This window comes from Sphingobium limneticum (genome assembly GCF_008710165.1).
GTDB classification, from domain to species: domain Bacteria; phylum Pseudomonadota; class Alphaproteobacteria; order Sphingomonadales; family Sphingomonadaceae; genus Sphingobium; species Sphingobium limneticum.
On the sequence record NZ_VYQA01000015.1, the window covers coordinates 109,976 to 131,551 of the forward strand.

The 21,576-nt window shown below is 63.7% G+C and carries 16 protein-coding genes; 7 read left to right on the forward strand and 9 right to left on the reverse strand.

Annotated features, from left to right (window positions below):
- Positions 1-41: 41 nt before the first annotated feature.
- Both F4U95_RS18240 and F4U95_RS18245 read right to left on the reverse strand, forming a co-directional pair.
- Complete coding sequence (locus tag F4U95_RS18240; protein WP_120251313.1) at positions 42-344, reverse strand: hypothetical protein; 303 nt, start codon at positions 342-344, stop codon at positions 42-44.
- 24 nt (positions 345-368) lie between these two features.
- Positions 369-3,272: a M16 family metallopeptidase gene (locus F4U95_RS18245; RefSeq protein ID WP_150426631.1), complete on the reverse strand. Its 2,904-nt coding sequence runs from the start codon at positions 3,270-3,272 to the stop codon at positions 369-371.
- Between the two features lie 167 nt (positions 3,273-3,439).
- Between F4U95_RS18245 and F4U95_RS18250 the strand changes: the two genes are divergently transcribed.
- Together F4U95_RS18250 and clpB are read left to right on the forward strand one after the other, a co-directional pair.
- Entirely contained in the window at positions 3,440-5,101 is a 1,662-nt protein-coding gene (locus F4U95_RS18250; protein WP_150426632.1) for a M28 family metallopeptidase, read from the forward strand.
- A gap of 74 nt (positions 5,102-5,175) precedes the next feature.
- On the forward strand, positions 5,176-7,755 hold the full coding sequence (gene clpB / locus F4U95_RS18255) for an ATP-dependent chaperone ClpB (RefSeq protein ID WP_150426633.1): 2,580 nt from the start codon (positions 5,176-5,178) through the stop codon (positions 7,753-7,755).
- Here clpB and F4U95_RS18260 read toward each other — a convergent pair.
- Together F4U95_RS18260 and F4U95_RS18265 are read right to left on the reverse strand one after the other, a co-directional pair.
- Positions 7,752-8,759, reverse strand: coding sequence for a hypothetical protein (locus F4U95_RS18260; RefSeq protein ID WP_150426634.1), 1,008 nt, complete (start codon positions 8,757-8,759; stop codon positions 7,752-7,754). The genes clpB and F4U95_RS18260 overlap by 4 nt on opposite strands.
- Before the next feature lies 1 nt (position 8,760).
- Complete coding sequence (locus F4U95_RS18265) at positions 8,761-9,441, reverse strand: 2OG-Fe(II) oxygenase (protein WP_246171637.1); 681 nt, start codon at positions 9,439-9,441, stop codon at positions 8,761-8,763.
- A 125-nt stretch (positions 9,442-9,566) separates the two neighbouring features.
- Here F4U95_RS18265 and F4U95_RS18270 point away from each other — a divergent pair, with 125 nt between their 5' ends.
- The gene (locus tag F4U95_RS18270) at positions 9,567-10,295 is read left to right on the forward strand and encodes a 2OG-Fe(II) oxygenase (protein ID WP_150426636.1); all 729 of its coding nucleotides are present in this window, start codon (positions 9,567-9,569) and stop codon (positions 10,293-10,295) included.
- Positions 10,296-10,339: 44 nt separating this feature from the next.
- A complete protein-coding gene (locus F4U95_RS18275) occupies positions 10,340-11,983 on the forward strand; it encodes a 2OG-Fe(II) oxygenase family protein (RefSeq protein WP_150443131.1) in 1,644 nt (547 codons plus the stop codon).
- 152 nt (positions 11,984-12,135) lie between these two features.
- Here the strand turns inward: F4U95_RS18275 and F4U95_RS18280 are convergent, their stop codons facing one another.
- A complete protein-coding gene (locus tag F4U95_RS18280) occupies positions 12,136-14,958 on the reverse strand; it encodes a TonB-dependent receptor domain-containing protein (protein WP_150426638.1) in 2,823 nt (940 codons plus the stop codon).
- Between the two features lie 359 nt (positions 14,959-15,317).
- On the opposite strand from F4U95_RS18280, the gene F4U95_RS18285 reads away from it, so the two are divergent.
- Entirely contained in the window at positions 15,318-15,875 is a 558-nt protein-coding gene (locus F4U95_RS18285; protein ID WP_150426639.1) for a hypothetical protein, read from the forward strand.
- Here F4U95_RS18285 and F4U95_RS18290 read toward each other — a convergent pair whose 3' ends face one another.
- The 3 genes from F4U95_RS18290 to xseA are packed head-to-tail and all read right to left on the reverse strand — an operon-like array spanning position 15,876 to position 18,450.
- Entirely contained in the window at positions 15,876-16,727 is an 852-nt protein-coding gene (locus tag F4U95_RS18290) for a M23 family metallopeptidase (protein ID WP_150426640.1), read from the reverse strand.
- Positions 16,724-16,936, reverse strand: a complete 213-nt coding sequence (locus tag F4U95_RS18295; protein ID WP_150426641.1) for a DUF2093 domain-containing protein — start codon at positions 16,934-16,936, stop codon at positions 16,724-16,726. Before F4U95_RS18295 ends, F4U95_RS18290 begins: the two co-directional genes overlap by 4 nt.
- 23 nt (positions 16,937-16,959) lie before the next feature.
- Complete coding sequence (gene xseA / locus F4U95_RS18300) at positions 16,960-18,450, reverse strand: exodeoxyribonuclease VII large subunit (RefSeq protein ID WP_150426651.1); 1,491 nt, start codon at positions 18,448-18,450, stop codon at positions 16,960-16,962.
- 7 nt (positions 18,451-18,457) lie between these two features.
- On the opposite strand from xseA, the gene purD reads away from it, so the two are divergent.
- A complete protein-coding gene (gene purD / locus F4U95_RS18305; protein ID WP_150426642.1) occupies positions 18,458-19,741 on the forward strand; it encodes a phosphoribosylamine--glycine ligase in 1,284 nt (427 codons plus the stop codon).
- A 68-nt stretch (positions 19,742-19,809) separates the two neighbouring features.
- A complete protein-coding gene (locus F4U95_RS18310; RefSeq protein WP_150426643.1) occupies positions 19,810-20,430 on the forward strand; it encodes a hypothetical protein in 621 nt (206 codons plus the stop codon).
- On the opposite strand, the gene F4U95_RS18315 is transcribed toward F4U95_RS18310, so the two are convergent.
- Complete coding sequence (locus tag F4U95_RS18315; RefSeq protein ID WP_343032340.1) at positions 20,427-21,407, reverse strand: acyltransferase family protein; 981 nt, start codon at positions 21,405-21,407, stop codon at positions 20,427-20,429. The genes F4U95_RS18310 and F4U95_RS18315 overlap by 4 nt on opposite strands.
- Between the last annotated feature and the right edge of the window lie 169 nt (positions 21,408-21,576).

Consider the following 21,576-nt stretch of genomic DNA (forward strand, 5'->3'; position numbering starts at 1 on the left):
AGTTTATAATCATGTCGATCCGGCCCATGCCGGATGCCGGGTCAGGCCCGGCGCGTACCGTTGAAGGCCGACGCGCCGAATGCGCCCAGCTGCATCGTGCCGGTGATGGCATCGCCCGCCACTTCGGCCTCGCATTCCAGCGTCATCGGCATCGGCATGGTCATTTCCATCTTCCAGGTCAGCGTGCCGCCGTCGATCTTGCCATCGACCACGTCCAGCGACCCCATCATCCCGGCGAAGGTGCCGTTGAAGCGGTCGCCACTGCTGATCACGGTGAACACGCCCTTCTGGTCGCCCATGGGCGTCTTGGCCACGCAATCATAGGCGCCATCTACTGCTGCCATGTCATCTACTCCTTTACGTTCGCGTCAATCCGCGAGTGTGCCCATTTCTACCGGTAGACCGACCGCGTCAAGCTGCGGCTTCACCAGCTTCACGTCGCCCACCACGACCCAGATCAACCGGTCGGGGTTGATCGCCTCGCGCGCGGCCTTGTCCATGTCGGCGGCGGTCATGGCGCGGTAGGTTTTGGGCAGCGTCTCATAATAATCGTCCGGCCGGCCGATCAGCGCATTGCGCATCATCGCGCTCAGCAAGTCGGACGAGGTTTCGAAACTGCCAGGCAGCGACAGGATCTGGCCGTTGATCGTCTGGTTGCGCTCCGCCTCCGTCGTACCCTTGGTGGTCAGATAGTCCTTGATGTCCTGCCGCGCGGCGATGATCGACTCGCCGGTCTTGTCGGTCTGCACCGGGGCATAGACCAGCAGCGGGATCGTTTCCTTGACGCCGGGCAGGGCGGTGCCGGCGCCATAGGCCCACCCCTTCGTCTCGCGCAGGTCCATGGTCAGGCGCGACGTCGTGCTGCCGCCCAGCACTTCATTGGCGGTCGACAGCGTCACCGGATTGTCGGTGCCCGCCTTGTTGGTCAGCAGGCCGGCCAGGATCAGCGACTGCGGGCTTTGCGGCTTGTCGATCAGCACGATCTTGGCCGGGCGCATCATCCGGTCCATGCGGAACGTCTTGACGCCCTTCGCGACCTTGGGCGCCTTCCAGTCGCCGAACCGCTTTTCCAGCAGCGGCAGCAACTCGGCCAGCGTCGTGTCCCCCGCGACGAAGATGGTCGCATTGTCGGGTCGCAGCCAGGCGTCGTGGAACGCCGTCAGATCCGCCCGCGTGACCGCCTTGACGCCACTTTCCGTGCCCGACCCGGTGAAGGGGATGCCATAGGGATGCGCCTGCCCATAAAGCAAAGGCGGCAGCATGCGCTGCGCGATCGCCATCGGCTCGGTTTTTTCCGCCTTGATCCGGGTCAGCACCTGGCCCCGCAACCGCTCCACCTCTGCCGGCGCGAACGCGGGATTGCGGATCACATCGGCCAACAGGCCGAGCGACGCATCCAGATTGGGCTTGAGCGCGAACAGGCCGACATTGGTGCGATCCATGCTGTTGCCCGCGCTGATCGACGCGCCCAGCCGCTCCTGCTCCTCGGCGATCTGAACCGACGACCGGGTGGTCGTGCCCTCGTCCAGCAGTGCGGCGGTCAGGCCCGCCGTGCCCAGCTTGGCGCGATCATCGGCGGCATTGCCCGCGTCGAAGGCGACCGACACCCGCACCGTCGGCACGGTCGAGCGATGCGCCAGCGCGACCTTGATGCCGTTCTTCAATGTCGCATGCTCGATATCGGGGAAATCCAGATCCTTGACTGGCTCGATCGGCGGCTCGGCGATTTTGGTCGGGGCGGGCGGCGTCGCGGCCTTGGGCGCGGCAGCATCGGGATTGCGGAAGAAGGCCGGCTTATGTCCAGCGCCTCCCGTCTTCGCATTTTCGGCCGTCGCATTGCCCGCCAGCGCATTGTCGGCGGCAGAACGTTCGCCCGGCGCCACGGTCAGGCGCAGCACCGGCCGGCCCAGCCATTTGCGCGCCGCCGCGCTCACGCTTTGCGGCGTGGCCGAGGCATAGACGGCCAGATCCTTCTTATATTTGGCCGGATCGTTGGAATAGACAGCCCCCTCGGCCAGCGTCACCGCCTTGCCGCTAAAGCCGCCGACCTTCTCCAGCCCCGAAATCGTGCCGGCCGCCTGCGTCGTCGCGGCGCGCAGCACTTCGTCGGCGCTCGGCCCCTTGGCGAGGTAATCGGCCAGCAGCGCGTCCAGCCGCTTGCCCACCGCTACCGGGTCTGCCCCCGGCTTCACGTCCACCGTGATCTCGGCGATGCTCAATTTCTCGAACGGCTGGATGCTGGCCTTCACGCCCACGGCGACCTTCTCGTCACGCACCAGCACATTGTCGAGCCGCGAGGAGCCCAGGCCGCCGAACACGGTCATGGCCAGATCCAGCTGCTGCAACTCGTCCGAATTGACGCCCGGCACGATCCAGTTGCGATAGAGACGGGTCGCCGCGACATTGTCGTGCATCACCTTCTCGACATCCTGCCCCAACGTCGGGACGGTCGCGTCAACATCCTTGGGCGCGGGGCCGGCGGCGATATTGCCGAACCATTTTTCGACCTTGGCCTTGGCCGTCGCGACGTCGATATCGCCCGCCAGTACCAGCACGGCGTTGTTCGGCCCATAGTGAGTCTTGAACCAGCTCTGGACGTCGGCCAGGCTCGCCGCATTCAGGTCCGCCATCGATCCGATGGTGGAATGACGATAGGGATGCCCTTCCGGCAGCATCGCGTCCAGCTGCGCATATTCGACCAGCCCGTACGGCTCATTCTCGCCCATCCGCTTTTCATTCTGCACCACGCCGCGCTGCGTATCCAGCTTGGTCTGGGTGACGGCGCCCAGCAGGTGGCCCATGCGATCGGACTCCAGGAACAGCGCCCGGTCGAGCGCGCCGGTCGGCACCGTCTCGAAATAATTGGTGCGGTCGAACCAAGTCGTCCCGTTCCAATCGGTCGCGCCGATATCCTCCAGTCGGCCGAAGAAGGGGCCGTCGGCATTTTCGGAGCCATAGAACATCAGATGTTCGAACAGATGGGCAAAGCCCGTCTTGCCCGCCGGTTCGAAGCGCGATCCCACATGATACCAGACCGACACCGCCACCACCGGCGCCTTGCGGTCCGTATGCACGATGACGCGCAGCCCATTCTTCAGCGTAAATTCCTCGTAAGGAATATCGACTTGCGACACGAGGCTGGCGACCGGCGCGGGCGCGGCTGCAGGCGAAGGCTTGGCGGCATGAGCTACCGGAGCCAAAACCGGAGAAAGCGCCAGGACCGACAGGCCCAGCATCAGGGACAGGCGGCGCGACATCGGGGAAATGGCCATGAGAACCTCATGAAAACGGGGAATTTGCGCATACCGACAGGCTGCCGGCGCGATGGATGGCGCAGCATAGCGGGCCGTTTTAGCATCGCAACACGCTTATTGCTGGACAGGTGGATGGGCCGGGGGCAAATCTCGCGCCATCCCGCAATCAGTGGACCTTATCCCCGATGAAAACCCCCATGGCTCTGGCAGCGATGACCGCGCTGCTCCTTCCCGCCACCCTTTCCGCGCAGTCGGCTGCCGACCCCGTCTTCACCGCCGCAGCGATGCGCGCTCATGTCGAATTTCTCGCCGACGACCTGCTGCAAGGGCGCGACACCGGCAGCGAAGGGCATGAAATCGCCGCCCGCTACGTCGCCAGCCAGTTTGACGGCCTTGGCCTCAAGCCCGCCGGCGATAAGGGGACTTGGCTCCAGCGCATCACCTTCCAGAAGACCGAGTTCGGCAAGACCCCCGCGACCCTGACCGTCACCGGCCCGGCCGGCGCGAAAAGCTTCACCCATGCCGGTGACGTCATCGTCGGCATCAATGCCGATCAACCGCATCTTGACGTCACGGCGCCGCTCGTCTTCGTCGGTTTCGGCCTTGAAAATGCGCGGCTTGGCCTGAACGACTATGCCGGCCTCGACGTGAAGGGGAAGATCGTCGTCACCCTGCGCGGCTATCCCAAGGGGCTGCCGAGCGAAGAGGGCGCGCACCTGTCTGCCACCAAGGGCAAGGTCGCCGAATCCCATGGTGCGATCGGCATGATAGCGCTCAACACGCTCCAATCGGCCAAGGCCCGCCCCTGGGCGCGCATGGTACAGTTCGCCGACGAACCCGATTTCACTTGGGTATCGCCCGAAGGCGTCCCCTTCAACGCCGCGCCGGGCCTGCGCGCGTCCGCGATGTTGAACGACCCGGCGGCGCAGGCCGTGTTCGCCGGCGCACCCACGACCATCGCCGCGATCCGTAAGGCCGCCGACAAGGCAGGCGGCAAGCCCAAAGGCTTCGCGCTCAAGACCAGTGTGACGATCAAGGCCGACACGGTCAGCCAGCGCGTCACCAGCCCCAATGTCGTCGCCATTCTGCCCGGCAGCGACCCCAAGCTGAAGGACGAATATGTCGTCCTCTCCGCCCATCTCGACCATATCGGTATCAGCCCCGCCAAAGCGGGCGATGCGGCCGACGAATCTGGTAATAGGGACCGGATCAACAATGGCGCGCTGGACAATGGCGCCGGCATCGCGACCATGTTGGAGGTCGCCCGCGCCATGGCGCAATCGCCGGACAAGCCGCGCCGCTCGATCATCTTCCTTGCCTCCACGGCGGAGGAGAAGGGGCTACTGGGCGCCGACTATTTCGCCCGCCACCCCACCGTCCCCGTCAAGCAGATCGTCGGTAATGTCGATCTCGACATGCCGTTGCTGCTCTATCCCTTCACCGACGTCATCGCCTTCGGTGCCGACCATTCGACCCTCGGCCCGATCGTGGCCAAGGCGGTCGCGCCGATGGACGTAAAGCTCGCGCCCGACCCAATGCCGCAGGAGACGATCTTCGTGCGCTCCGACCATTATATGTTCGTGAAGCAGGGCGTGCCCGCCGTCTTCCTCGCCACCGGCTATGCCAATGGCGGTGAAAAGGCCTGGGGCGAGTTTCTGGGCGGCGCCTATCATCATCCCGGCGACGATATGATGCAAAAGATCGACTGGAATGCCGGCGCCCGCTTTGCCGAGGCCAATTACCGCATCACCCGCGCCATGGCCGATGGCGATGCGCCGCCGCGCTGGTTCGCCAAGGATTTCTTCGGCGACCTCTTCGCGCCGCAGGCGGAGAAGGCGACCAGATAAGGAAATTATAGATCGCCCCTTGTGTGGTTTTTGAGCAACACTACATCGCCAGCATCTAATGTGAGTGGATGCACATGAACCTCGAAAAATTCACCGATCGCGCCAAGGGCTTTCTTCAGTCGGCGCAAACCGTGGCGATCCGCATGAGCCATCAGCGGATCGGCCCGGAACATCTGTTAAAGGCCCTGCTGGAGGATCAGCAGGGTATGGCGTCCGGCCTGATCAAGGCGGCGGGCGGTTCTGCCGAAGTTGCGCTGCGCGACACCGATGCTGCATTGGCCAAAGTCCCGGCCGTTTCCGGCAGCGGCGCGCAACAGACGCCCGGCCTCGACAATGATGCCGTGCGCGTCCTCGACAGTGCCGAGCAGGTCGCGACCAAGGCGGGCGACAGTTTCGTCACCGTCGAACGGCTGCTGCTCGCCCTGACGCTCGCCACCACCACGACGGCGGGCAAGGCGCTGGCCGCCGCCGGTGTGAAGCCCGAAGCGCTCAACGCTGCGATCAATGCCTTGCGCGGCGGTCGCACCGCCGACACGGCGGGCGCGGAGGATCGTTATGACGCGCTCAAGAAATTCGCCCGCGACCTGACCGAAGCGGCGCGTGCGGGCAAGCTTGACCCGGTCATCGGCCGCGATGAGGAAATCCGCCGCACCATCCAGATTCTCGCCCGCCGGACCAAGAATAACCCGGTCCTGATCGGGGACCCCGGCGTCGGCAAGACTGCGATCGCCGAAGGCATGGCGCTGCGCATCGCCAATGGCGATGTGCCCGATACGCTCAAAGACCGCACTCTGATGGCGCTCGACATGGGATCGCTGATCGCCGGCGCCAAATATCGCGGCGAGTTTGAGGAGCGCCTGAAAGGCGTGCTGGACGAGGTGAAGGGCGCGGACGGTCAGGTCATCCTCTTCATCGACGAAATGCACACGCTCATCGGCGCGGGCAAATCCGAAGGCGCCATGGATGCCGGCAATCTGCTGAAACCCGCCCTCGCGCGTGGCGAACTCCATTGCATCGGCGCGACCACGCTCGACGAATATCGCAAATATGTGGAAAAAGACCCCGCGCTCCAGCGGCGGTTCCAGCCCGTCTTCGTCGGCGAACCGACGGTGGAGGATACCATCTCCATCCTGCGCGGCCTGAAGGAGAAGTACGAACTCCATCACGGCGTCCGCATCACCGACGGCGCGCTGGTCAGCGCGGCGACGCTCAGCAACCGCTACATCACCGACCGCTTCCTGCCCGACAAGGCGATCGACCTGATGGACGAGGCCGCCAGCCGCCTGCGCATGGAGGTGGAGTCCAAGCCCGAAGAGATTGAAAATCTCGACCGCCGCATCATCCAGCTCAAGATCGAGCGGGAGGCGCTGAAGAAGGAAACCGACAAGGCCTCGGCCGACCGGCTCGACGCCTTGCAGGAAGATCTCGCCAATCTGGAGGAGCAATCCGCCGCGCTCACCACCCGCTGGCAGTCGGAAAAGGACAAGATCGCCGGCGAAGCCAAGGTCAAGGAGCAACTCGACGCCGCCCGGCTGGAGCTGGAACAGGCCCAGCGCGCCGGCGACCTCGCGAAGATGAGCGAACTCTCCTACGGCACCATCCCTGCGCTCGAAAAGCGGCTGGCCGAAGCGGCAACCGCCTCGGAAGGCGCGATGCTGCGCGAGGAAGTGACGGCCGAAGACATCGCCGGCGTCGTCGCTCGCTGGACCGGCATCCCGGTCGAGCGGATGCTGACCGGCGAGCGCGAAAAGCTGCTGGCGATGGAAGAAACGCTGGGCAAGCGCGTCATCGGACAGGCCGATGCGGTCAAGGCCGTATCGACCGCCGTGCGCCGCAGCCGCGCCGGCCTGCAAGATCCCAACCGCCCGCTCGGTTCCTTCCTCTTCCTAGGCCCCACAGGCGTCGGCAAGACGGAGCTGACCAAGGCGCTGGCCGGATTCCTGTTCGACGATGACTCAGCAATGGTGCGCATCGACATGAGCGAATTCATGGAGAAGCACAGCGTCGCGCGCCTGATCGGCGCACCTCCGGGCTATGTCGGCTATGAGGAAGGCGGCGTCCTGACCGAAGCCGTCCGCCGCCGCCCCTATCAGGTGGTCCTGTTCGATGAAGTCGAAAAGGCGCATGGCGACGTGTTCAACATCCTGCTTCAGGTGCTGGACGACGGCCGCCTGACCGACGGGCAGGGGCGCACGGTCGATTTCACCAACACGATCATCGTGCTGACGTCGAATCTGGGCAGCCAATATCTGACCGGCCTGGCCGACGACGAACCGGTGGAGAAGGTCGAGGATCAGGTGATGGACATCGTGCGGGGCCATTTCCGCCCGGAATTCCTGAACCGCCTGGACGAGGTGATCCTGTTCCACCGTCTGGGCGCGGCCCATATGGCGCCGATCGTGGACATCCAGGTCGCCCGCATCGGCAAGCTGCTCAAGGATCGCAAGATCGTCCTCGACCTGACCGAAGGCGCGCGCGCATGGCTCGGCCGGGTCGGTTACGACCCTGTCTATGGCGCCCGCCCGCTGAAGCGCGCGGTCCAACGCTATCTGCAAGACCCGCTCGCCGACCTCATCCTGCGCGGCGATGTGCCGGACGGATCGACGGTGAAGGTAGAAGATGGCGACGGCGCGCTGGCGCTCAGTGTGGGCTAGCCGTCGATGATCAGATACAAGCCTTCGGCATAGGCCCATTCCAGGGCCTGGTCGAAGGTGCGGCCGTGATGCTGCTCGATCACCCGATTATTCTCGGCTTCGTCGTTGGGGTGAAACTGCCGATCGGGGGACTTGGCATTGCGCGCTAATACGCCGTCCGAGTGATTGGCGATCATGGCGGGGTTGATGTCCAGATGCAGCAGCTGTGCGGTGCGCGTGGCGGTGCTGACCGGGTCGTTGTGTAATTCGCTAAAGGCGATGATTCGGTTCGCCGCCCACCCCCCCTTGCTGCGCGCCTCCTCGAAGATCAACAATTGGAAGGATAAAGCGAGCAAGGTCAACCTTGCCGCCTGTTGCAAAGGGTCCGCGGTCGATCCGGCAGCCTTCGCTATTCGGCGCAATCCGTCGTTCAATCCGGGCGCCAGGTGCTGGACAGTCCGCATCGTATAGGTCAGCCGGTCGCGCCCCCCACGAAATACCGCTCGAAGGAACGGTCTGGGAGCTATCACCATGAAGACGGGGTTGATCGAGCGGCGTTCGTTCCATGCAGGCAGCAGGTTGTTGGCCCAGTTTGTAGGCTTGATGACTGTCTGCTGCCCCTCGATCGCACGGCCTAGCAGCGCCTCGATCACATACGCGATCTCACGCACCTTGCTGGGATGGGCGACTACCGCATCGGCCAGGCCGATCTGTACTGCTGGTTCGCGCAGTCCCAACGACTGGCCGGGTATGTCGAGCAGGCTAGACAACAGGGTCGATCCGCAGAAGGACACATGCAGGATGGTTGGGGTGCAGATATCCGGGCGGCTTGCCAGTTCGGCTGCGATCTCGTCGACAGGCAACAGGATTTCCGGCCCTTCGGTGAAGGGGGTCCGTCCATCCAGAAAGGGTTGTGTCCGGACGGTATCAGGCTGAACCCGAGCAAAGCGGATCTTGCACAGGTCGGGTGTGATGCCCACTGGCATAAAATGCGGGTCCGCCACGATATCGCGAATGTTGGTCATGTCAGGGCCGTTGACTTCTCAACCATCCGGTGATCGCATAGCGGCGATATGCTGCGGCTTTCGTTACCTCGGTCACGCTATGGACTTGCGGCACGCGGAACAGGTTTAGCGCGTTATATTGCGGTGGACGCGCTTCGGTGATCTCTTCGCTATCGTGGAACAACAACAACCCACCCCATTCCGGACGCCATTGAGCGGTCAAGCCCATTACATAAGCGGTGCGCCGGTTCTTGCCTTCGACGGCATCGTCATGTCCCGTCAAGAAATCGCCAGGAGAATAGGCCGTCGCTTGTGCGTCGGCAAAGCATATGTCGTCATGTTGCGTGATCTCACGGAACAGGGCGCAGACTGTCTCGCTCGACATCCATTCTGCGAAGCGGCAGAGCGCATCGACGCTCGCCGCCCGCTCTGCTGCGGCATCAGGCACACGAATGCTCTCGTAGCGATATTGGAACCCGTAGCGCGCCGCGCCATATACAGCCTCGTCCAGGGTGGCCTGCTGTGCCGACGACAACTGCCCGCGCGCATCGCGCGTCAGTTCCATAGTCTTGTCCCCGCTGTTCAGTATCTGGCGCCAATCGGACCGTCCTCGCAGCATCGCAGCCAGCATTGCCGCCACATCGGTAGACAACCAATCGCGAATGGTGACCCGGCCGGTCCGCGCGTAGATATCGCGGAACATGGCTACATCCAGCTTGGGATTAAGCGCTAGGGTTGGAAATCGCTGCATGGCGGGCGTCTGACATATTCAAGTGGATTGGGAAAGATGCTTATGGTCGCGGCCTTTTTCGATGATACATGCCAAGCATGACCGTTGCCCTGTTCGATCTCAATCCGGCCCTTGATATTGCCGCTCTCAGCAACCGTTTCGCGCGGGATGGACGTGTGCAGGTCCGCAACATCCTGACCCCACAGACCGCGCAGGCGGTCCGCCGCATATTGCAACAGGAGACGACCTGGGGCTTGGCTTGCCAGGTGGGAACGGAACCGCCTCTGATGCTGCGCCGTCATCAAGTCGCGGCCATCGAGCCGGCGAAGCGACAAGCGTTGGGCCTGAGCATCCAACGGGCGGCCGCTGCAGGCGATTATGCGGTACAGTTCAGCCAATATCCGATCCTGACCGCCTATCTGGAAAAATGGGCGCCTGACAGTCCGCATGATTTTCTGCTGGAATATATCAACGCCGACCCGTTCATCAATCTGGTGCGGGCGATCACCGGCATAGCGAGCCTCACTAAGGCGGATGCGCAGGCGACCTTGTTTGGCCCCGGCGACTTTCTATCGGTACATAATGACAGCCATCGGGAAGAACGGTGGCGCGTTGCCTATGTACTCAACTTCTCCGATCCCGGCTGGAAACCAGACTGGGGCGGTTATCTCAATTTTCTGAACGACGACGGGGATATTATAGAAGGCTGGTTGCCGCGCTTCAACAGCCTCAACCTGCTGCGCGTGCCACAACCGCATCAGGTCAGCTATGTCCCGCCTTTCGCCCCGGTCGGCCGCGTCGCCATCACTGGCTGGTTCCGCGACTGATGGCGGTGTTGGACATTGGCGCTCTCCGCAATCGTGCCCGGCAGTTGACGGCCGCTGGTCACGACATTGCCGCGCGACAGCTCTATCGCGACGCGTTAGGGCAGTCGCCCCGCAATGGCGCTTTGTTCAACAGCGCCGGCAATTTTCTTTTCAGCCTGGACGATCATCAAGGCGCTCTTGCCTATTTCGAAGAGGCGGTGCGTCTTGCGCCGCGCGATATGGAGGCGCTGCTTAACCGTGCGCTAGCGCTGTCTCGCCTCGATCGGAGCGGTGAGGCCCTGGCAGGGCTAATGGAAGGCGAGGCAGCTTTTCGGACCTATGCCCGCTATTGGGCGGTGAGAGCGTCGATCGAGCGTGAAGCCGGCCTGATTGTGGACGCATCTGTAAGCTATGACCGTTGCCTGCTCCTCGATCCTGGACACCAGCGCGCCCGGCATGGTCGCGCTCGCATATCCTTGGAGCGCGGGGAGGTCGATGCGGTAAACCAGTTTGAACGACTGCTTTCGAGTCAGCAGGGCGATGCGCATGCCTGGCTGGGCTATGCTCAAGCTCTGGACAGGGACGGCCAGTCCGATCGCGCGCTCGAAATCGGCCTAGCCCTCAATCAGCAGGCCCCCGGCTGGACCGATGCACTGCAATTCGTGGCGGAGCTACATTGGGCGCGGGGCGATACCGACGGCTTCTCGCGGCCCTACGCTTTGGCCGCCCGGCAGCGCCCCGATGACAAGGCGCTGATCCTAGCTTGGTGCGAGGCGTTGGCAGGCGTGGATCGTCATGCTGAGGCGGCGGTCATCGCAGGGGATGGTGCAAACCGGCTGTCCGATGCGCAGGATTTGCGCCTTGCCGAAGCGGTCTATGCCGGAAGCGCCGGCGATGATGAACACGCCGATCGAATTTTCGCCAGTCTGGCCATTCAGGATACGCAGCGCTGTTTGCATGAGGCGCGACACCGGTTGCGGCTACGGGCGCCCGATCATGCCGACCGGCTGCTATCGCAGGTTCTGGATCAGCAGCCGGATTCAATACCAGCGTGGGCACTGCGTGATCTGGCTTGGCGCCTGATGGATGATCCGCGCAGTGTCTGGCTTCATGGCCAGGACGGGCTGGTGCAATTGCGCTCCGCCGACATGCCCGATGAAGCCATGACGCATATCGTCGATTTGCTGCACCAGTTGCATGATCAGGGCAGCACGCCGCTAGGGCAATCCATCCGGGCCGGCACGCAGACGCGCGGCGCTTTGTTCGACCGGATCGAGCCGGATATCGCTTTGTTGAGTCAGCACGTCGAACGCATGTTGCAAACCTATCGCGTGGCGTTGCCCCCTCCAGACCCCACGCATCCGCTGCTGCGGCACCGTGACCGGGACTGGACGGTCACCGGCAGTTGGTCAATCCGCGCGCAGCGGGCTGGCCATCATAATGAACATATCCACCAGCAGGGCGTGATATCGTCGGCCTTCTACCTGGTCCTGCCGAGAATCGGGGTGAATGAGGCCTGTGATCTGCCGGGCGCACTGGAATTGGGCCGCTCTCCTCGCGATCTGCGGCTGAACCTGCCGCCCCTCCGCGTCATCGAGCCGGTCGTCGGCCATTGCGCTCTGTTTCCGAGCACGCTCTACCACGGCACGCGGCCTTTCTCGCAGGGCGAGCGTATGACTATTGCCTTCGACGTTGCGCTCAAGCGCTGATCGGGGCCTGTCCAATATCGGTCTGACCGCCTCGCATCATCTTTTGCGAATGCAAAACACTTGCCGGCTTTCAACCATGACAGATCGGTTCGCCAGACAAAAAAAGGGCGGCGATTGCTCGCCGCCCTTTCTGTTTTTTGGAATAATCGAGATCAGAACTTCAGACGACCCGACACGAAGAAGTCGCGACCCAGCACGTCGTAGGTACCCGGATAGGTGTTAGCCTGTTCCTGGTTGAGGCCCAGGATCTTGGGCTTCTTGTCGAACATGTTGTTCATGCCCAGCGACATGTTGAAGGTTTCCGTCACGTCCAGCGAGAAGCTGAGGTCGAACTGGTCGTAGGACGGGATCTTCTCGACGAAGTAGAGCGAAGAGTCATCGTCGTCACGAACCGACGACAGGTGACGCCAGCGCAGGCTGGAGGTCAGCGGACCGTCGACCCACGACAAGCGGGTCGTCCACTTGTACTTGGGCGTCGGGTTGCCGCATGCCAGCGTGCCGAAGCGGCCGGCGCATTCGTTCACCTGATCAGGAAGGTCAGCCACCGGCGTGATGTTGTTCTTGAGCGTGTAGGTGCCCATGAAGTTGAAGCTGATGCGCGACTGGCCATCGCCAACCAGGGCGAAGTCGAGCGGCTTCGAGTAGTTCAGCTCGACGTCGATGCCTTCGACTTCCAGTTTGCCGATATTGGCATTCAGGATCGCCGGCGGTATTTCGCCATCGAACTGGCCCAGAGCGTTACGCGAACCGACGAACGCCTGGCAGTAGGGGCTGTTGATGTCCTGGATCTGGTTATAGCACAGGTCCAGCGCATTGCCGAGGCCGCCACCGAAGGTCGCGATCGAGTTCTTGACCTTGATATTGTACCAGTCGGCCGTGATCGACAGGCCAGGAATGAAGCTCGGACGCAGCACGACGCCAGCCGTGTAGGAGTCCGAAGTTTCTTCACGCAGGTTCGGGTTACCGCCAAACAAGCCCTGAATCTGCGGGTTGATCTGCAGGCCTGCAGTGCCCACGGCGCTAGCCGGCACGCCGCTAGCAATGCAGAGTGCGCGGATCGTCGGGTCGGTGGCTGCCGAAGCTGCCGCGCAGGGGTCGGCTGCTTGCGGGAAGCCGACTGCCTGACCACCGAACAGTTCGCTGACGTTCGGGGCGCGAACGGCTCGTGCATACTGACCGCGGAAAGTGATGTCGCGGATCGGGGCGTAGGTTGCACCGGCCGCATAGGTCCACACGGAACCGACATTACCCAGCGAATAGTCGGAATAGCGACCGGCACCGGTCACTTCCAGCAGTTCGATGCCCGGCTGGTGCGCCGCGATCGGCACGCGAAGTTCTGCGAACAGTTCCTTCACATTGTACGAACCGGCAGTCGGATCGCCCGCGTTGAAGCCGATCACGTCGCCCGAGGACAGGGCGGTGTCGGGGATGAACTGCGAAGCCATCTTGCGATATTCGCCACCGAAGGCGAAACCGACGTCATCGGCGCCCATGCCAGTGTTGAACAGCGAGCCGGAGAGGGATGCGTTGGCTACCTGCAAGGTCGATACATCGCCATTCTGCGCGAGAATGGTGATTTGATCGACCATTGCAGGCGTCAGCGTGCCCGGACCGAAGATGTTGATCGCCGGATCGGTGCCGTCCAGACCGCGCTGGAAGGCCGAACGCGAGATGTTGCCTGCCTGGATGTTCGAATTGCGGGTACGCGCATAGCTGTAATAGACGTCATAGTTGATGGCGTCGGTAACGGCGCCACGCATGCCGACCAGGAAGCGGAAGGCGTTGCGTTCGTCGAGCGAGTTGCGCGAACCGGTTTCGTTGACACGGCGCTGGATCGTCAGCGGAACCACGCCGGTGCCGGCGGTGTCGAGCTGACGCAGAGCAGCGATATCGCCGGCCGACAGGAAGGGCGACACAGCATTGATGTTGACGTTGAACGTGCCGGTCACTGGCGTTGCTGCCAGTTCGTTGGCGACGCGGTTGTTGACGAAGGTCACTTCCGTATAGGCGGTGTGGCCATCGACGACTTCATAGTCGGCATAGCCGCCCATCAAATAGCGCTCCTGCGGCACCATCAGATAGTTGTCGGGGGCATAGTTATAAAGGTCGGTGGCGACGCGCCGACGGCTGACGCCGGGAGCGGTGAAATAGGCGCCAGGCGAACAGAAGACATTGCCGGTGGGGCAGCTGGCCGCAGGCCGGGTCGAGGTGAAGCGGCCGTTCGGCGTGGTAGAGGAACCACCCGGGATCAGGCCGGTTGAATCGGCATTTTCACCGAGGGCTTCGAAGGAGAAGCCCCGACCGCTCTGCATGATCGACGAACGGTTGTAATATTCGCCGTACACGGTGGCGTGGCCACGACCATCGCCTAGCTCAGTGCCGAACGCGATATAGGCTTCGTAGCGACGACCGTCGCCTTCACCAGTGATATTATACTGGGCACCGGCTTCGACGCCGACCAGATTCTTGCGCAGGGTGAAGTCCACGACGCCCGCCAGAGCGTCCGAACCGTAAACTGCGGACGCGCCGCCGGTCACGACATTGACGTCCTGCAACAGGAAGGTCGGGATGGTGTTGAGATCGACCAGCTGCGACGCATCATAGAACATCCAGCGGCGGCCGTTGACCAGCACCATGGTGCGGGTGTCGCCCAGGCCACGCAGGTTGAGCGTCGAAACGCCGCCACCCGGGTTATTCGAGAAGGAGGTCGTGCCCGGAATTACCTGCGGCAGGGTATTTATCACCTGCTCGACGTTGACGGTGCCCGACAGCTTGAACTCTTCCTGGCCCACGACGGCGATCGGTGCCGGCGTGTCGAGGTTACGGCGCGCGATACGCGAACCGGTGACGACGATGACGTCATCCGAAGCGGCTGCGCCAGCTTCGGTTTCCTGTGCCATGACAGAAGTGGAGAGGAGCGCCGCACCCAGAATTGCCGGCGCGACACCGGTGCGCAACAGCGCGATCTTCGACATAGTTTTCACAATCCAGTCCCTTGCTCTGGAGTATGCAGTTTGAGCTGCATTGAATTGCATGAATGTGGTTCAGAAAAATGCCCGACAGCATGAACCGCACCATGACTGCCGCCAAACTGCGCGGGCGGCACAAGGGTGTAAAGGCAGAGCCTTATGATGTAGCGCCTTTTTGGCGCTGTTGTATCATAAATGACACAGTGTGAAATATTGCCGCTAGACGCCCGCCTGCTGTCCTCGGGACGGCTTCCGATCACCTTTTCCACGACGATGCCGATCGCTCTTTGTCTGCCTGGGCTAGCTACCGACTTGCCAAGCATGAACCCAATGCGCATCACCGCACGAAAGAATATCGGGAGTGCATGATGACGCGCGTCACTTTTACGGCTTCGTTACTGGTGTGTGGGCTGGTGGTTTCGGGACTGGGCTTTGCGACGCAGGCTTTTGCGCGCAACGCGCAGCCGATGGCGCCGGCCAAGCTGTTCGATGATATGTTGCAGTGCCGGTCTGTTGCTGACGCAAACGCCAGACTGGCCTGTTATGACAAGCAGGTCGGAGCGATCGGCGATGCACAGGCTAATAACCAAGTGGCGGTCATAGACAAGGAGAGCGTCCGTCAGAACGAACGGGAGCGTTTCGGCCTGGCGACGCCAGTCGCGCCTCAGCTTGAAAGCCCTGCCGCCAGCGACCGCGTGGAATCATTGAGCGAGATTAAGTCCACGATCGTCTCGTTTCAGCAAATCGTAGGAGATCGGTGGCGGCTGCAACTGGCCGATGGCTCTCAATGGCAGACACTGGAAACCATTGCGTTCCGCGTTCCGGTGGCGAACATGGCGGTAACGGTGAAGAAGGCCGCTCTTGGTACCTATCTTCTGCGCCCCAACGGCTGGCCCGCGGTCCGCGCGCGCCGGGTCAAATAATTACAACCCGTTCGGCATCGGCCCCGCGATCAGCAGCGGGTCGATCCGGGCGTCGTTCCACTTCATGCCCCAATGCAGATGCGGCCCGGTCGCGCGCCCGGTGGCGCCGATCGCGCCGATTCTCTGGCCCTGGGTCACATGGTCCCCCGGCTTCACGTCGATCCGCGACAGATGCAGGAAGGCGCTGTTGAGGCCATGACCATGGTCGATCATCAGCAAATGTCCCTCCAGCGTGAAGGGCTTGTCCACCGCCGCCAATATCACCACCCCATCGGCGGGCGCCACCACCGGCAGACCGGTCGCACCCGCCACGTCGACTCCGCCATGATAGGCGCCGGCCGTGCCCTGATAGATGCGCTGCGATCCGAACAGGCCGGATATCCGCCCGATCCGTGGCCAGATGAAGCGTTGCCGCCATCCCTGCGCGTCGGTGACGACGTCGCGCGCGGCTGCGATCGCGTCTAGTTCGGGCTTGCGCAGCGCCAGAAAGGCTTCCGTGCTCTTGGTCGGCCGCATCGGCGCGTCGATTCGCTCGATCCGCCAGGCGCGCGAGGCGACGGTCAGGCTGCGCTCGACCGTCCGTGCATCGGGCAGCCGGGCGATAAGCCGCGCGGTCGGCGCGGCATCCCGGTCGAAGGCGATCAGGAATCGGCCGTCGGCATCGACCGGCACCAGCTGCTCGTCCAGCTTCAGCGCGACCGTCCCGACCGGCGCAATGCCCGTCATCATGCCACCCTGCGTCGCCGTTCCGCTCAACTGGAAGTCCGCGCCTGCCGCCGCCGGACGCGCGACCGGCTGGGCCACGGCCGTCCCGGCGCAGGCCAGCAGCAGCGCGATGCCGATCCGCCTCATCGCGGTCCGCGCGCCTTCAATTCCGCCTGCACCGATGCGTCGGCGCTGGCATAGGGTTCCTGTCGCGCGATGCTCCAGTAGCGCAGATCCTGCAGCGCGACCTTCTCCCCGGTCACGGCGCAGACGACATGGTCGCCCGCCTGCAACACACGGAAACTGTAGGGCATATAATGGAGCCGGGCGATCCGGTCGCGGTTGGACATCAACATCAGTCAGGCCTCTTTGCGCAGCATCAGGAAAACAGATCCTGCTGCTGTTTGTCGCCGGCCTCGCGCGCCTTGCGAGCGGGCCGGGGTGGGGAGGATAGAGCGGCGGGGGCCTGCGACTCAAGTTGCGCATCGCCGATCGCGGCGTTCACCGTACCATCCTTGAAATGCAGCGTCACGGCGCCGGCCGCCTGTGCCGCCGTGACCGATTGCACCAACCGGCCCTGCGCCATCACGCGGGCATAGCCCTTCTGCAACGGCCGGTCGGGATCGAGCGAAGCGAAATGGCGCGACACCCGGTCGAAGGCGACGGCTCGTTCCGACAAGGCGCGTTGCAGATAGTCCGGCCGCAACTGCAACCGGTCCAACCGTTCGCCCGCGCGCACCACATATTGCTGCAACAAAGCCGGCCGCAGCGCGCCGCCCGCCTGCCCCAGATGCGCCCGTGCATCGGCCAGCCGGTGGCGCAGCCCGCTCACCAGCCCGTCGGACAATTGATCCAGCTTCTGCCGCTGCGGCGCCAGCAACGTGTCCGGCGTCGGCATCAGCCGCACCTGCATGTCCAGCCGTTCGCGCGCCTGACCCGCCCCGCGCCGGACAGCGCGCCCGGCGCGCAGGCCCATTTCCGCCAGCCCAGCCAGTAATTCCGCCCGCACCGGCACGGCCATTTCGGCGGCGGCGGTGGGCGTGGGGGCACGTCGGTCGGCGGCATAGTCGCACAACGTCGTATCGGTTTCATGCCCCACGGCGGAGATGATCGGAATCGTGCAGTCGGCCACCGCCCGCACCACGATCTCCTCGTTGAAGCTCCACAGATCCTCGATCGACCCGCCACCGCGCGCCACGATCACCAGATCCGGCCGGGGCACCGGCCCGCTACCGTCCATCGCGCTGAACCCGCGCACGGCGCGCGCCACCTGCTCGGCCGCGCCCTGACCCTGCACCAATACCGGCCAGACCAGCACATTGGTCGGGCAGCGATCCGCCAGCCGATGCAAAATGTCGCGGATCACAGCGCCTGTGGGCGACGTCACGACGCCGATCGTGCGCGGCAGGAAGGGCAGGGGCTTCTTGCGCTCCGCCGCGAACAAGCCTTCGCCCGCCAGCTTGGCCTTCAATTTCTCCAGCAACGCCATCAGCGCGCCTTCGCCGGCCAGCTCCATCTTCTCGATGACGATCTGATATTTGGATCGGCCCGGATAGGTGGTCAGCTTGCCGGTCGCGATCACCTCCACGCCGTCCTGTGGCGAAAAGGCCAGCCGCTGCGCGCCGCCCTTCCACATCACCCCGTCCAGCACGGCATTCTCGTCCTTCAGCGCCAGATAAAGGTGCCCCGACGCCGCCCGCTTGAACCCCGAAATCTCGCCGCGCAGCCGCACATGGCCGAACCGGTCCTCGACCGTGCGCTTCAACAGGCCCGACAATTCGCTGACCGAAAGCGGCGGCGCGTTGTCCCCCGCGCGTTCCTCCGCTAACAGGCGGCCCGAACTGTCATAGGCATCATATTCCGGGGACATGGGCGACATGAACATCCTTCTGCTTGGCGGCGGCGGCCGCGAACATGCGCTGGCATGGAAACTGGCGCAATCGCCCCGGCTCGATACGCTCTTCGCCGCGCCGGGCAATCCGGGCATAGCCGAGCATGCCACATTGGTCGACCTCGACGCGACGGATCATCGTACCGTGCTGGATTTCTGCATCCGCCATTCGATCGCCCTGGTGGTGATCGGGCCGGAAGCGCCGCTGGTCGACGGCCTGGCCGACAACCTCCGCACCATGGGCGTGCCGGTCTTCGGCCCCAACAAGAAAGCGGCGCAGCTGGAAGGGTCGAAGGGCTTTACCAAGGATATGTGTCAGCGCGCCAACATCCCCACCGCTGCCTATCTGCGTGTCACCAGCAAGGACGGCGCCCTCGCCGCGCTGGACGATTTCGCGCTGCCGGTGGTCATCAAGGCGGATGGGCTTGCCGCTGGCAAGGGCGTCATCATCGCCGAAACTCGCGACGAAGCAGTCGAGGCGCTCGACACCATGTTCTCCGGCGCGTTCGGCGCGGCGGGCGAGGAAGTCGTCCTCGAAGAATATATGACCGGCGAGGAAGCCAGCTTCTTCGCGCTGACGGACGGCAGCGCGATCCTGCCTTTCGGCTCTGCGCAGGATCACAAGCGCGTGGGCGATGGCGACACCGGCCCCAATACCGGCGGCATGGGCGCTTACAGCCCGGCCCGCGTGCTGACGCCCGAACTGGAGGCCCAGGTGATCGAAACGATCATCAAACCCACCGTCGATACCATGGCGGCCGAAGGCATGCCCTATAGCGGCGTGCTTTATGCCGGCCTGATGCTGACCGCCGAAGGGCCCAAGCTCATCGAATATAATGCCCGGTTCGGCGACCCCGAATGTCAGGTGCTGATGACCCGCTTCGACGGCGATCTGGTCGATCTGTTGCTCGCCGTGGCGCAGGGGAAGCTGGCCGAACAGGGGCCGGTCCAGCTGGCCGACCGTACCGCACTCACCATCGTCATGGCGGCCAACAACTATCCCGGCACGCCTGAAAAGGGCGGCGCAATCGCCGGCATCGACGCGGCGCAGCAGGCGGGGGCGAAGGTGTTCCACGCCGGCACGGCGGACAGGGATGGCGTGCTGGTCGCCAATGGCGGGCGCGTGCTGAACGTCACCGCCACCGGCGACACTGTCGGCGCGGCGCAGGCTGCCGCCTATGCGGCGGTGGACGCGATCGACTTCCCGACCGGCTTCTGCCGCCGCGATATCGGCTGGCGTGAGGTCGCGCGCGAAGCGGAAAAAGGCTGAAACCCTTGCGGCGCGAGGGAAACCGTCCTTAAATAGCGTATAGCATTTTTGCAGGGGAGAGACGCGCGATGCAGGAATTCTTCATGGACTATGGACTGTGGCTGCTGGTCGGCCTGCTGGTCGTCATCGCGCTCGTCTTCCTCCTGTCGGGCCGGCGCAAGGCGGAGCAGCCGATCGAGCCGGCCGCTACCGCAGAGCCGGCGACGTCGCCTGTCACGCCGCCCACGCCGTTGCCCTATGTCGATCCGATCATCGCCGCACCGGTCGCGTCGACCCCACCCCCGGCTCCGATCGTGGTCGAACCGGCCGCAGCGGTGGAGCCTGTCGTTCAGCCCGTTGTCGAAACGGCGCCCGAACCCGCGCCTGCTCCGGTCGCACCAACGCCGGAGCCGGCCCCAAAACCCGAACCGATTCCCGCTTCCCCGGCCGTCGCCGCCGTCGTGGGGGAAGGACAGGACGACCTGCTGCGCCTCAAGGGCGTCGGGCCCAAGCTCAAGACGCTGCTGATCGACCTTGGCGTGACCCGCTATGCGCAGATCGCCGGCTGGAGCGATGCGGACATCGCCGCGATCGATACGAAGCTCGGCACTTTCAAGGGCCGCCCGGTCCGCGACCAGTGGGTCGATCAGGCGAAATATCTCGCCGCCGGCGACATTGCAGGGTTCGAAGCGAAATACGGCAAGATTTAAGCGGGCTGCGGCTCGGGTTCCAGCGGCGCGTCCTCGCTGCGCCGGCGGATCGGCGGCACGCTGCCGACCCAGCGCCGCACCCCCTTATGGCTGGCCGACAGCCGGCCCAGCCCGTACAGAAGCGGCACGGACAGCGCCAGCGTCGATGCCGGACCGATGCCGGTGGCCATGATCAGCCCCATCACCAGCGGATGCCATAGATAGAAGAACAGGCTGTCCCGCCCGATATGGTTGATCGGGGCGAAGGACAGGCGCAGCGCCGCAAAGCGCGGCAGCAACGCGATGAGGCTGAGGCACATCAGCAGCCGCGCGGGGACGAAGGCGAAGATATTGGGGTCATGCTCCAGTTCCGACCACCATCCCATGCCCAGCCCCGCCGTCAGGAGCGCGACGCCCAGATAGCGGGTCGGCAACCCCCGTTCGGCCATCAGCATGCCGAAGAAGAAATAGACCGAATAGCGGAGATAGCGGCCGTCGGGCGACAGCAGGGTCGATCCGATCGGGCCAAGATTCGGGCCGAAACTGTACATGATCGACAGGCTGAACGGCACGCCGATCCATACCAGCCAAATCGGTCGCAACGGTACCGCGCGCGCAACCAGAATCAGGAAGAAGAGCACCGGTATATACCAGAGGTGAAAGGGCGGTCGCAGCAGCAGGTCGATGGGCGTGCGCCACGACAAAGGCCAGCCGCTCACCAGCATATAGACGATCGCCGCCACCAGCCAGGGCAACAGCATGCGCTCGCCATAGCGGCCGAAGAAATGATCCCGCGTCTCGCTGCGCAGCCGCTCGATATTGAGCAGATAGCCCGATATGCCGATCATCAACGGCATGCGGAATCCGGACCCGATCCACAGCGCCAGATGCTGCGCATGGGCCAGTTCCATGGAATGTCCCACCATCACGAGCAGGATCAAGACCCCCTTCAAGAGGTCGATCGACGGATTCTTCCCCAAGATACCCCCCAGTCCCACCGGGTTTTTGGCACAATTCCCCTTTAGCAGGTTGCGGAAAAAGGCTCTTTCCTTGAGCCGCTTGAGGTGATTCAGACGCCTTCAACTGAGGTTGAAGGATTTGAGATGCGGGGCGGCGATTACCGGAGCGAAGGGTTGTTTTCCTACGTGAGCTGCGAAGCTCGGGTTC

Coding starts and splice junctions, on each gene's coding strand:
- F4U95_RS18240 (WP_120251313.1), bottom strand. CDS start 344: ATGGCAGCAGTAGATGGCGCCTATGATTGCGTGGCCAAGACGCCCATG.
- F4U95_RS18245 (WP_150426631.1), bottom strand. CDS start 3,272: ATGGCCATTTCCCCGATGTCGCGCCGCCTGTCCCTGATGCTGGGCCTG.
- F4U95_RS18250 (WP_150426632.1), top strand. CDS start 3,440: ATGAAAACCCCCATGGCTCTGGCAGCGATGACCGCGCTGCTCCTTCCC.
- clpB (WP_150426633.1), top strand. CDS start 5,176: ATGAACCTCGAAAAATTCACCGATCGCGCCAAGGGCTTTCTTCAGTCG.
- F4U95_RS18260 (WP_150426634.1), bottom strand. CDS start 8,759: ATGACCAACATTCGCGATATCGTGGCGGACCCGCATTTTATGCCAGTG.
- F4U95_RS18265 (WP_246171637.1), bottom strand. CDS start 9,441: ATGTTCCGCGATATCTACGCGCGGACCGGCCGGGTCACCATTCGCGAT.
- F4U95_RS18270 (WP_150426636.1), top strand. CDS start 9,567: ATGACCGTTGCCCTGTTCGATCTCAATCCGGCCCTTGATATTGCCGCT.
- F4U95_RS18280 (WP_150426638.1), bottom strand. CDS start 14,958: ATGTCGAAGATCGCGCTGTTGCGCACCGGTGTCGCGCCGGCAATTCTG.
- F4U95_RS18285 (WP_150426639.1), top strand. CDS start 15,318: ATGATGACGCGCGTCACTTTTACGGCTTCGTTACTGGTGTGTGGGCTG.
- F4U95_RS18290 (WP_150426640.1), bottom strand. CDS start 16,727: ATGAGGCGGATCGGCATCGCGCTGCTGCTGGCCTGCGCCGGGACGGCC.
- F4U95_RS18295 (WP_150426641.1), bottom strand. CDS start 16,936: ATGTTGATGTCCAACCGCGACCGGATCGCCCGGCTCCATTATATGCCC.
- xseA (WP_150426651.1), bottom strand. CDS start 18,450: ATGTCCCCGGAATATGATGCCTATGACAGTTCGGGCCGCCTGTTAGCG.
- purD (WP_150426642.1), top strand. CDS start 18,458: ATGAACATCCTTCTGCTTGGCGGCGGCGGCCGCGAACATGCGCTGGCA.
- F4U95_RS18310 (WP_150426643.1), top strand. CDS start 19,810: ATGCAGGAATTCTTCATGGACTATGGACTGTGGCTGCTGGTCGGCCTG.